The sequence below is a fragment of the Geodermatophilus sp. SYSU D01176 genome, assembly GCF_054050015.1.
The window spans coordinates 84,070-94,002 of sequence record NZ_JBJGYN010000017.1 but is presented as its reverse complement, the minus strand read 5'-3'; the positions used below and the strand labels follow the sequence as shown (position 1 = coordinate 94,002).

Genomic DNA, 9,933 nt, shown 5'->3' with positions numbered 1-9,933 from the left:
CCCCCCCCCCCCCCCCCCCCCCCCCCCCCCCCCCCCCCCCCCCCCCCCCCCCCCCCCCCCCCCCCCCCCCCCCCCCCCCCCCCCCCCCCCCCCCCCCCCCCCCCCCCCCCCCCCCCCCCCCCCGCCGAGGAAGAGGTCGAGGGTGCGGACGCCGCGACGGCGGGTGGGGCCCTCGAGGGACTTCGCCCGGATGCCGACCGACGGCGGGGCCCCACCCGCGGCGAGGTCGGCGGCCACGGCCGCGGCGGCGCGCAGGACGTCGTCGTCCTCCCGCTCGGGCGGGCCGCGGTAGCCGTCCTCGGCGTCGACCCGCAGGTCCTCGACCGGCTCGGTCGCGAGCTTGGCGCGCACCCGCGGCAGCACCTGCTCGAGCAGGTCGCCGTCGTACCCGAGGTCGGGCAGGCCGTGCTCGTCGAGGGCGGCCAGCGCGGCGGCGCCCCAGGCGGCGGCCAGGCCGGGGACGACGGCGTCCGCGGGCACGTAGCAGGTGTGCACCGGCTGCCGCGTCGTCCGCTCGCCCGGGAAGGCGGCTGCGCGGGCGGCGTCGACGGGGGCCAGCCGGCGGTCGAGCTCGGCGTAGACGTCCTCCGGCAGCGGCATCCGTCGACCCTGCCACCCCGGCGGTTTCCGCGGAAATCGCCGGGGAGGGCTGCCATCCTCGTCGCATGGCCAGCCTCGACGACCTCAACGCCGAGCCCGCCGACCGCGCCGTCCAAGCGCTGCGGGCGTGCAACGCCGCACCACGGTTCGCCGCAGGGGTCGTGGCCGGCCGGCCCTATCCGGACGTCGAGGCGCTGGTGGCCCGCGCCGAGGAGGTCGTCCGCGGGCTGCCGTGGGAGGAGGTCGAGCTGGCGATCGCCGTCCACCCGCGGATCGGCGACCGGCCGGAGGGCTCCTCGCCCGAGGCGGAGGCCTCCCGCCGGGAGCAGCGCGCGGTGGGCTCGGCCGACGACGCGACGCGGGCCGCGCTGGCCGCGGGCAACCGCCAGTACGAGGAGCGCTTCGGCCGGGTGTTCCTGATCCGAGCCGCGGGCCGCTCGCCCGAGGAGCTGCTCGCCGAGCTGCGCCGCCGGCTGGGCAACGACGAGGAGACCGAGCGCGCCGAGGTGACCGCCCAGCTGGCCGAGATCACCGCGCTGCGGGTGCGGGAGCTGGTGTCGTGAGCGTGTCGACGCACGTGCTGGACGCAGGACTCGGGCGGCCGGCGATGGGCATGGTGGTGCGGCTGTTCGCCGAGGAGGAGCTGGTCGCCGAGGGGGTCACCGACGCCGACGGCCGCTGCCGGCTGGCCGAGGGGGCGACCGCGGCGGGCACCCTCCGGCTGGTGTTCTCGACCGGCTCCTGGTTCGCCGACCAGGGCCGGGACACCTTCTACCCCGAGGTGGTGCTCGCCTTCGACGTCCGCGAGCCGGCCGAGCACCACCACGTGCCGCTGCTGCTGGCACCCTTCGCGTACTCCACCTACCGCGGCTCCTGACGGCCCCTGCAGGGGCCCACCGCGAACTCGCGCGCGGTGCGCCCCTGCAGGGGGTCCTTCTGCAACAGTGCGGCGCATGGCGATCCGGCTCGGCGCGAACCAGTACGGCAAGGCGGAGGTCCGCGTGGTCGCGGTGGACCGCAGCAGCCCGCGGCACACCCTGGTCGACCTCAACGTCAGCAGCAGCCTGCGCGGGGACTTCACCGCCGCGCACACCGCCGGCGACAACGCCCACGTGCTGGCCACCGACACGCAGAAGAACACCGTCTTCGCCTTCGCCCGCGACGGCGTCGGCTCCCCGGAGGCGTTCGCCCTCCGGCTGGCCCGCTACTTCGCCGGCGCCTACCCGTGGATCAGCGGCGCCCGGGTCGCGGTCGACTCGTACGGCTGGCAGCGGATCGCCGTCGGCGGGCAGCCGCACGACCACGCGTTCCGCCGAGACGGCGGCGAGGTGCGGACGGCGGTGGTCACGGTGGACGGCGGCCACGCGCACGTGCTCGCCGGGCTGCGCGACCTCGTCGTCCTCAAGACAACCGGCTCGGAGTTCCGGGGCTTCCCGCGCGACCGCTACACGACGCTGGCCGAGACCCGCGAGCGCATCCTGGCCACCGCGGTCACCGCCCGTTGGCGCTACACGGGCGCCGACCTCGACTGGGACGCGGCGTACGACGTCGTCCGGACGACGCTGCTCGAGACGTTCGCCGGCACGCACTCGCTGGCGTTGCAGCAGACGCTGTACGCGATGGGCGAGGCGGTGCTCGAGCGCTGCCCCGATGTCGCGGAGGTGCGGCTGTCCCTGCCGAACAGGCACCACTTCCTGCAGGACCTCTCGGCGTTCGGGCTGGACAACCCCGACGTCGTCTACCACGCGGACGACCGCCCCTACGGGCTCATCGAGGGGACCGTGCTGCGCGACGACGTCCCGCCCGCGGAGGTCGCCTGGCCGGCGACGCCGGGCTCCTGCTGAGCTGCGGGCCGACGCGACGTGCTTCGTGCACGCACCGGGGAGCGGCCCCGGGTCAGCGGCCCCAGCTGTCGTCCTGCGGCACCCGTTCGATGCCGACCCCGGCGAACAGCAGGTCGGCGTGCACGCGCAGGTCGGCGCCCCGCTCGTCGTCGGTGTGCAGGACGTCGGTGCCCTCGGCGACGCCCACCCCGCCCACGCCGCGGACGCTCTCCCAGACGTGCCACCCGGCCGGCACCCGCACCGACACCCCGCCCATCAGCGCCCGCACGGTGAGGTCCACCCCGCCGGGCACCTTGGGCACCGCGGTCAGGTCGAGCCGGACGGCGCCCATCAGCACGTCCAACCGCACCCGCGACAGCTCGGGGTTGACCGGCCGCAGCTCCGCACCACCGAGCGCGACCACCCGGCGGATGCCCGCGGTGCTGTCGTCCCCCTCGTTCTTCCGCCGGGCGACCATCCGGCCGGCTACGGCGAGCACGGCCTGCAGCGTCCACCAGCGCAGCAGCCAGGGCAGCACCCTGCGGACGGCGGGCGGCAGGGTGCTCCGGGTCGTCATGCGGCCAGAGTGCCCGGCGTCCCGCCCGCTGCCCAGACCTGTGGTGCTGGCACCGTCGGCCGCAGGGACGTCAGTAGCGGAAGCGCTGCACCGACGCGCTGAGCGCCGAGGCCATCCGGGCCACCTCGTCCATCGCCGTCCGCGCGTCGGTCATGGCGCGGGTCGTGGCGCCCGCCGCACCGGCGACCGAGGTGATGTTCTCGGCGATCCGCCCGGCCGAGTGCGCGGCCTCGGCGACGTTGCGGTTCATCTCGGTCGTGGTCGCGGTCTGCTCCTCGACGGCGGCGGCGATGGTGGCCTGCGAGTCGTTGATGAGCCCGATGACCTGCGAGATCTCGCCGATCGCCCGGACCGCGCCCTCGGTGTCACCCTGGATGGCCTCGACCCGCGCGGTGATGTCCTGGGTCGCCCTGGCGGTCTCCTGGGCCAGCTCCTTGACCTCGCCCGCCACGACGGCGAAGCCCTTCCCCGCCTCGCCGGCCCGCGCCGCCTCGATGGTGGCGTTGAGGGCGAGCAGGTTGGTCTGCTCGGCGATCGCGGTGATGGTCTTGACCACGCCGGCGATCTCCAGCGAGGACTCCCCCAGCCTGGCGACCGTCGCGTTGGTGGCGTCGGCGACCTGCACCGCCTGACCGGCGACCCGGGCGACCTCGCCGGCGTTCCGGGCGATCTCCCGGATGGAGACGCCCATCTCCTCCGCGCCGGCCGCCACCGTCCGGACGTTGACCGACACCTGGCCGGCCGCGTCGGCGACGACCCCGCTCTGCACGCAGGACTCGTCGGCCAGCCGGGTCATGTCCTGGGCGGTCGCGGACAGCTCCTCGGTCGCCGAGGCCAGGGTCGACGACGTGTCGCCGATCGTGGTGAGGACCGCGCGCATGTTCGCCATCGAGGTCTCCAGCGCGGCGGCGATCCGGCCCACCTCGTCGCGGCTGGTCACACCGGTGGAGCCGCGCAGGTCGCCGTCGGCCAGGCCGGTCAGCACCGCACCGACCCGCCGCAGCGGCCGCACGACCGAGCGGGTGACCAGGACGCCGAGCACGGCCAGGACGAGCACCCCGGCTCCCGCGACCGTGAGCGCCAGGGTGATCGCCGTGGCGCGCTGGCCGTCGGAGTGCGCGACCGCGTCCTCCGCGAACGCCGCCACGGCGGCGCCCAGGACGGGCAGCTCGTCCTCGAGCGCCGAGAAGGCCTGCCCGAAGGCCGGATAGGCCGTCCGCGCGGCTCCCGGGTCCTGACCGGCCGTGGCCACGATCTGCTGAGCGGCGACGAGGTAGGCGTCGACGGCGGGGGTGACCTCCTCCGCGGCGGCGGCGACCTCCGGGCTCAGGTCGTCCCCGACGATCTCGGTGAGGAGGTCGCGGAGGGTGCGGTCGTGCTCGGCCAGGTCGGCGACCGCGCCCCGGTAGAGCTCGCCCTGCCCGCCGCTGACCAGCGCCTGCAGCACGTCGCCGCGGACGGCGTCGTGCACCATGTCGGCCACCAGCACGTCCTCGGTGACCTCGGCGCTGGCCAGCAGCTCGTCGGCGGTGTCCCCGGTGCTGTCGAGGGCCCGCACGGCGATCGCCGCGAAGACGGCCAGGAGGACGGCGCCGGCGACGACGAGGGCCGCCAGCTTCGCGCCGAGGGGACGGTCGGACCAGAGGTTGCGCGCCATCGGGCACTCCCGGAGCCAGGGCGATCGGCGCGGAGGTGCGCACCGTTGGCACCCTGATCGGCGGGGGCCCGGGGCGGCTACAGCGGAACCGCTCCCGGTTCATGGACTTTCTCGTACCGGAATGCCGGTCGGCTCCGCGGGCCGGTCGCCGGGGCCGGCTCACCGCCGGGTGGAGACCGTCACGGTGAAGTGCCGGTCGGACGCGGCGACCTGCGTGGGACCGACCAGCCGGCGCAGCGCGGTCCGGTGCGGCAGCCGGTTGTTGTAGACGCACCACAGCTCACCGCCGGGCCGCAGCACCCGCCCCGCCGCGGCGAACAGCCGGTCGGCCGCGCCGGTCACCACGGCCGCGCCGACGTGGAAGGGCGGGTTGCAGACGACGAGGTCGACGCCGGCGTCGGGCACGGACGACGCCGCGTCGTCCCGCACCACCTCGACCCGGTCGGCGACCCCGTTGGCCGCCGCGGTCCCGGCTGCCGAGGCCACCGCCGCCGCGGACTGGTCGCTCGCCAGCACGGTCAGCTCCGGGCGGGCGAGGGCGAGCGCGGTGGCCAGCACGCCGGTGCCGCAGCCGAGGTCCAGCGCCGTCCGGGCATCCGGGGCCATCCGGGGCAGCGCGGCCAGCAGGGCCCGTGTGCCGGCGTCCACCTTCGTGCCGGCGAACGCGGCGCCGTGGGCGCAGACGGTGAGCCCCAGGTCGGGGTGCTGCTGCCGGCGCGGGAAGGACGACGTTCCCCCCGGCCGGGGCCCGCGGGCGACCAGCACCCGCGACTTCTGCCGGGCCGGCGTCGCGTGCACGTCGGTGAACCCGAGGCCCAGGACGTCGTTCATCGCGTGCGTCATGTGCTTGACCCGCCCGCCGACCAGCAGGGTGACGCCGGACGCGGCCGACGCGGCGACCACCTCGGTGAGCTCGCGCAGCGCGTCGAGCGACTTCGGCGCCTTGGCCAGCACGAGCCGGGCGCCGTCCGCCAGCCCGGGACCCAGCGGCAGCGATCGGAACGTGCCGGTCAGCCCGGTGCGCTCGGCGTTGCGGGCCAGGGCCAGCTCGCCGACCAGCAGGTCCTGGTGCACCCGGACGTCGCGGGCGCCGGCGGCGACCGCGCCCAGGGTCAGCGCGCCGTAGGAGTCGTCGACGACGGCGACCTCCCCGGGGCCGGCCGCCGCGAGGGCCTCCGCCGCCTCGTCGAGCAGCAGCCGGTCGGTCGCGTCGACGGCGACCAGGTCCGGCGCCTCGACGTCCGGCTCCCGCCGCAGCTGATCGAGGAGCCCGAGGTCGGCCACGGCACTCCCTCCCCGCGAGGTACTGGAACGGCCGCCCTCCAGGGGCCCGCCGGCCCCGTCCCGGGTCCCGCCCCGAGCCTGCGAGGGGGTGGGGAGGACGGGGTCCTTCGATGAGGCGTGGGGGGAGGGTGGTCCTCTTTCAGACGCCGGAGAGGCCCACCGGGCAGGAGACGCCGGTCGAGTGGATCGGGCAGTAGCCGTTGGGGACCTTGTACAGGTACTGCTGGTGGTAGTCCTCGGCGTAGTAGAAGTCGCCGAGCGGCGCGATCTCCGTGGTGATCTCGCCGTAGCCGGCGGCGGTCAGCCGCTGCTGGAACGCCTCGCGGCTGGCGCGGGCGGCCGCCTCCTGCTCCGGCGAGGCGTAGTAGATCGCCGAACGGTACTGCGTGCCGACGTCGTTGCCCTGGCGCATGCCCTGCGTCGGGTCGTGGTCCTCCCAGAAGACCTTGAGCAGCTGCTCGTAGGAGGTCACCGCCGGGTCGAAGACGACCAGCACGACCTCGGTGTGGCCGGTCTGCGCCGAGCAGACCTCCTCGTAGGTCGGGTTCGGCGTGTAGCCGCCGGCGTACCCGGCCGCGGTGGAGTAGACCCCCGGCTGCTCCCAGAAGACCTTCTCCACGCCCCAGAAGCACCCTGCCCCGAAGACGGCGGTCTGCATGCCCTCCGGGAACGGCGGCTGGATGCGGTTGCCGTTGACCGCGTGCAGCTCCGGGATGTGGGGCAACGGCGCGGAGCGGCCCGGCAGCGCGTCCTCCGCTGCCACCGGCTGGGTCTTGAACCGGGAGAAGAACATGCTCCGAGCGTAGGCCGGGTCCGCAACAGGCCCGGCGGAGCGAGCAGGGCCGATGCAGGATCGGGGCATGGCTGCGACGACGCGCGAGTGGCACCTGGCGGCCCGGCCGCACGGCGAGCCGACCCCCGAGGACTTCCGCCTGGTGGAGGTGCCGGTCCCCGAGCCGGCCGAGGGGCAGGTCGTCGTCCGCATGATCGTGATGTCGGTCGACCCGTACATGCGCGGGCGGATGCGCTCGGGCCCGTCCTACGCGCCGCCGTGGGAGGTGGGCGAGGTGATGAAGGGCGGCGCCGTCGGGCGGGTGGTCGCCGCCCGCGCGCCGGAGCTGCCGGAGGGCTCGCTGGTCCTCACCGACGCCGCCTGGCGGGAGACCGCCGTCCTCGACGCCACCGCCGTGACCCGGCTGCCGGCGGACGAGGACGTCGCGCCGTCCTGGTACCTGGGTGTCCTCGGCATGCCGGGGCTGACCGCCTACGCCGGGCTGTTCCGGGTCGGCGCCTTCCGCGAGGGGGACGACGTGTTCGTCTCCGGGGCCGCCGGCGCGGTGGGCAGCCTGGTCGGCCAGTTCGCGCTGCTGCGCGGCGCCGGCAGCGTGGTCGGCAGCGCCGGGTCGCCGGAGAAGGTGGGCTGGCTGCGGGAGCTCGGCTTCTCCGCCGCCTTCAGCTACCACGACGGGGTGGCGCGGGGGCTGGCCGAGGCGGCGCCCGACGGGATCGGCCTGTTCTTCGACAACGTCGGCGGCGAGCACCTGGAGGCCGCAATCGGCGCGCTCCGGGTGCACGGGCGGGCCGCGCTGTGCGGCTCCATCTCCGGCTACAACGCCGTTGACCCACCGCCCGGGCCGCGCAACATGAGCCTGATGGTCGGCAAGCGGCTCACGCTGCGCGGGTTCCTCGTCAGCGACCACGCCGACCTGCGGCCGGAGTTCACCGAGACGGTCACCGGCTGGCTGCGCTCGGGCGACCTCGTCGTCCGGGAGACCGTGCGCGAGGGGATCGAGGCGGCGGTGCCCGCCTTCCTGGACCTGCTGCGCGGGGGCAACGTCGGGAAGATGGTGGTCCGCTTGGCCCCCGACCCCGACTGAGGTCCCCGCGGGCTCCCTCGGCCAGACTGGCGATCATGTGGTTCCTCCTCGTCAGCCGGTTGCGCACCTGGCTGCTGCTGACCGTCGTCGTCCCCCTCGCCACCGGCCTGCTGCGCCGGGCCGCGCGGGCCCTCGAGCGGCGCACCGGCTCCACCCAGGTGACGCGTGCGCTCTACAAGGCCGGCGACCTCGGCGACCGCGCCCGCGCGACGCTCCGCGGCGGGCGCCGGCGCCGCCGCCGGTGACCACCGGCGGCGGGCGCCCGGGCCTGGAGCACCAGCCGGCGTCCGGGCCGATCCGGGCGCTCGCCGTCTTCTGCCACGGCGGCACCGTGGCCAGCGTCGAGCCTCCCAAGGAGCGGGCGCTGTCGCTGCTGCGGATGCGGGCCATCGAGCAGTTCGTGCGCGCCTCGGCAGCCGACCGCGGGCTGGGCACCTACGTGCTGCGGTACCGGGTCGCCGGCTGGAACGGGGTGGCGGCCGACGCGCACGCCGACGTCCGGTGGGCGCTCGACGAGGTGCGGGGCCGCCACGGGGCCGACGTCCCGGTGGTGCTGGTCGGCCACTCGATGGGCGGCCGCGCGGTGCTGCGCGGCGGCGACGACCCGTCGGTCCGCGCCGTCTGCGCGCTCGCCCCGTGGACCCCGCCGGGCGAGCCGGTCGACCACCTGCGCGGGCAGACGGTCGCGATCCTGCACGGCCGCGGCGACCGGTGGGTGCCGGCGACGCTGTCGGCCGACTTCGCCGTCCGCGCCGAGCAGGCCGGCGCGCGCATCGCCCGGTTCACGATCGCCGGCGGGCACAGCATGGTGCGACGGGCGCCGGTCTGGCACGCCTTCGTGCGGGACGTCGTCCTGGCCGGGACCGGGCTGGCGCCGTGGCGGGCCGACCTGCGCGCGGCCCTGGAGAGCCGCGAGCTCGCCGCGACGCTCTAGTGGCCCCACTTGGTGAGGTCGGGCGCGGGCTGCCCCGTCCCCGTCCGGCGATCTCCGCGGGGATCGCCGGGGGTCGCTAGGAGTTGAGATCGGGCGCGGGGTCGTCGGCCAGCCGGCTCCAGATCAGCTCGTCGTGCTTGAGCCCGTCGCCGTAGCGGAACGACCGGCGCAGCCGCCCCTCGAGGGTGAAGCCGGCCTTCTCCGCGACCCGCCCGGAGGCGGTGTTCTCGACGGCGTGGCAGAGCTCGACCCGGTCCAGCGGCACGGTCGCGAAGGCCCACCGGCAGGCCGCGTCCACCGCCCGGACGGCGACCGCGCGCCCCCGGGCAGCGGGCACGGTCCAGTAGCCGATCTGCGCGTTGCCCTGGGCGACGGCGATGGAGTGCAGCGACACCGAGCCGAGCAGTGCCCCGGTCGGGACGTCGGTGACCGCCCAGGAGGCGTGGTCGCCGGTGGTCCAGTCGCCGCGCCGGCGCAGGAAGGCCAGCGCGTCCGGGCGGGTCGTGGCCGGCAGGCCGTTCCAGAGCTGCATGACCGGGTCCTGCATCGCCGCGACGACGGCGTCGGCGTCGTCCTCCCGCCAGGGCCGCAGGCGCAGCGCGCCGGCGTCGAGCTCGACCGGGTCCACGGGGAGCCATCCTCCCCGGACGATCAGGCGGGGACGGAGACCCCCACGCCGCCGCGGGTGTCCGCCCCGTAGCGGGCGAGCTCGCGGTCGAGGTCCAGCGGAGCGGTCATCGGGGCGCCCTCGGTGAGCTCCGGGGTGATCAGCGCGGCCGGCAGCAGCCAGGAGACCTCGAACTCCAGGCCGTCGGGGTCCTGCGCGTAGAGGGCCTTGGTGGTGACGTGGTCCGAGGCGCCGACCAGGGCGCCGGCCTGCAGCAGCGCGTCGCGCACGCGGGCCAGCTCGGCGAGCGTGTCGACCTCCCAGGCCAGGTGGTAGAGGCCGACGGTGCGGCGGCCGGCCTCGGAGGCGCCGGCGCCCGCGCCGATCGCGAACAGCCCGAGGTCGTGGTCGTTGGTCGACCCCTCGGCCTGCAGGAACACCGCCCGGCCGGGGATCTCGGTCTTCACCCGGAAGCCGAGGACGTCCCGGTAGAAGGCGAGGCTGCGCTCGACGTCGCGGACGTAGAGGACGGCGTGGTTGAGGCGCTGGACGGGCACGGCGGACTCCTGAGCGG

The 9,933-nt window shown here is 76.1% G+C and carries 13 protein-coding genes; 6 read left to right on the top strand and 7 right to left on the bottom strand.

Annotated elements, in window-relative coordinates; translation table 11 throughout:
- The coding region (locus ACI78Z_RS11690) for a DUF6986 family protein (RefSeq protein WP_457036705.1) at nucleotides 1–600 on the bottom strand (600 nt) is incomplete at its 3' end.
- 65 nt (nucleotides 601–665) lie between these two features.
- On the opposite strand from ACI78Z_RS11690, the gene uraD reads away from it, so the two are divergent.
- From uraD to pucL, 3 genes are all read left to right on the top strand, one after another.
- A complete protein-coding gene (gene uraD / locus ACI78Z_RS11685; RefSeq protein WP_457036704.1) occupies nucleotides 666–1,163 on the top strand; it encodes a 2-oxo-4-hydroxy-4-carboxy-5-ureidoimidazoline decarboxylase in 498 nt (165 codons plus the stop codon).
- Nucleotides 1,160–1,477 (top strand): hydroxyisourate hydrolase, encoded by a 318-nt coding sequence (uraH, locus tag ACI78Z_RS11680; protein ID WP_457036703.1) that lies wholly within the window; start codon nucleotides 1,160–1,162, stop codon nucleotides 1,475–1,477. The genes uraD and uraH overlap by 4 nt, the downstream gene beginning before the upstream one ends.
- Nucleotides 1,478–1,553: 76 nt before the next feature.
- Complete coding sequence (gene pucL / locus ACI78Z_RS11675) at nucleotides 1,554–2,444, top strand: factor-independent urate hydroxylase (RefSeq protein WP_457036702.1); 891 nt, start codon at nucleotides 1,554–1,556, stop codon at nucleotides 2,442–2,444.
- A 52-nt stretch (nucleotides 2,445–2,496) separates the two neighbouring features.
- Here pucL and ACI78Z_RS11670 read toward each other — a convergent pair whose 3' ends face one another.
- From ACI78Z_RS11670 to msrA, 4 genes are all read right to left on the bottom strand, one after another.
- Nucleotides 2,497–3,000 carry a hypothetical protein gene (locus tag ACI78Z_RS11670; RefSeq protein ID WP_457036701.1) on the bottom strand — a complete coding sequence of 168 codons (504 nt, stop codon included), beginning with the start codon at nucleotides 2,998–3,000 and terminating at the stop codon, nucleotides 2,497–2,499.
- Between the two features lie 70 nt (nucleotides 3,001–3,070).
- Entirely contained in the window at nucleotides 3,071–4,657 is a 1,587-nt protein-coding gene (locus ACI78Z_RS11665; protein ID WP_457036700.1) for a methyl-accepting chemotaxis protein, read from the bottom strand.
- A gap of 159 nt (nucleotides 4,658–4,816) precedes the next feature.
- Nucleotides 4,817–5,941: a class I SAM-dependent methyltransferase gene (locus ACI78Z_RS11660; protein ID WP_457036699.1), complete on the bottom strand. Its 1,125-nt coding sequence runs from the start codon at nucleotides 5,939–5,941 to the stop codon at nucleotides 4,817–4,819.
- A 139-nt stretch (nucleotides 5,942–6,080) separates the two neighbouring features.
- A complete protein-coding gene (msrA, locus tag ACI78Z_RS11655; RefSeq protein ID WP_457036698.1) occupies nucleotides 6,081–6,734 on the bottom strand; it encodes a peptide-methionine (S)-S-oxide reductase MsrA in 654 nt (217 codons plus the stop codon).
- A gap of 67 nt (nucleotides 6,735–6,801) precedes the next feature.
- Between msrA and ACI78Z_RS11650 the strand changes: the two genes are divergently transcribed.
- Genes ACI78Z_RS11650 through ACI78Z_RS11640 form a run of 3 tightly spaced genes read left to right on the top strand, consistent with a single transcriptional unit; the run spans nucleotide 6,802 to nucleotide 8,752 of the window.
- The gene (locus ACI78Z_RS11650; RefSeq protein ID WP_457036697.1) at nucleotides 6,802–7,818 is read left to right on the top strand and encodes an NADP-dependent oxidoreductase; all 1,017 of its coding nucleotides are present in this window, start codon (nucleotides 6,802–6,804) and stop codon (nucleotides 7,816–7,818) included.
- Between the two features lie 35 nt (nucleotides 7,819–7,853).
- Nucleotides 7,854–8,063 (top strand): hypothetical protein, encoded by a 210-nt coding sequence (locus tag ACI78Z_RS11645; protein ID WP_457036696.1) that lies wholly within the window; start codon nucleotides 7,854–7,856, stop codon nucleotides 8,061–8,063.
- Nucleotides 8,060–8,752, top strand: a complete 693-nt coding sequence (locus tag ACI78Z_RS11640) for an alpha/beta fold hydrolase (RefSeq protein WP_457036695.1) — start codon at nucleotides 8,060–8,062, stop codon at nucleotides 8,750–8,752. The genes ACI78Z_RS11645 and ACI78Z_RS11640 overlap by 4 nt, the downstream gene beginning before the upstream one ends.
- A 76-nt stretch (nucleotides 8,753–8,828) precedes the next feature.
- Here ACI78Z_RS11640 and ACI78Z_RS11635 read toward each other — a convergent pair whose 3' ends face one another.
- Both ACI78Z_RS11635 and ACI78Z_RS11630 read right to left on the bottom strand, forming a co-directional pair.
- Complete coding sequence (locus ACI78Z_RS11635) at nucleotides 8,829–9,380, bottom strand: GNAT family N-acetyltransferase (RefSeq protein WP_457036694.1); 552 nt, start codon at nucleotides 9,378–9,380, stop codon at nucleotides 8,829–8,831.
- Nucleotides 9,381–9,403: 23 nt separating this feature from the next.
- Nucleotides 9,404–9,916 (bottom strand): VOC family protein, encoded by a 513-nt coding sequence (locus ACI78Z_RS11630; protein ID WP_457036693.1) that lies wholly within the window; start codon nucleotides 9,914–9,916, stop codon nucleotides 9,404–9,406.
- Nucleotides 9,917–9,933: the final 17 nt, after the last annotated feature.

Excerpts from the sequence above, each read along its gene's own strand:
- uraD (WP_457036704.1), top strand. The coding sequence starts at position 666 with ATGGCCAGCCTCGACGACCTCAACGCCGAGCCCGCCGACCGCGCCGTC.
- pucL (WP_457036702.1), top strand. The coding sequence starts at position 1,554 with ATGGCGATCCGGCTCGGCGCGAACCAGTACGGCAAGGCGGAGGTCCGC.
- ACI78Z_RS11670 (WP_457036701.1), bottom strand. The coding sequence starts at position 3,000 with ATGACGACCCGGAGCACCCTGCCGCCCGCCGTCCGCAGGGTGCTGCCC.
- ACI78Z_RS11665 (WP_457036700.1), bottom strand. The coding sequence starts at position 4,657 with ATGGCGCGCAACCTCTGGTCCGACCGTCCCCTCGGCGCGAAGCTGGCG.
- msrA (WP_457036698.1), bottom strand. The coding sequence starts at position 6,734 with ATGTTCTTCTCCCGGTTCAAGACCCAGCCGGTGGCAGCGGAGGACGCG.
- ACI78Z_RS11650 (WP_457036697.1), top strand. The coding sequence starts at position 6,802 with ATGGCTGCGACGACGCGCGAGTGGCACCTGGCGGCCCGGCCGCACGGC.
- ACI78Z_RS11645 (WP_457036696.1), top strand. The coding sequence starts at position 7,854 with ATGTGGTTCCTCCTCGTCAGCCGGTTGCGCACCTGGCTGCTGCTGACC.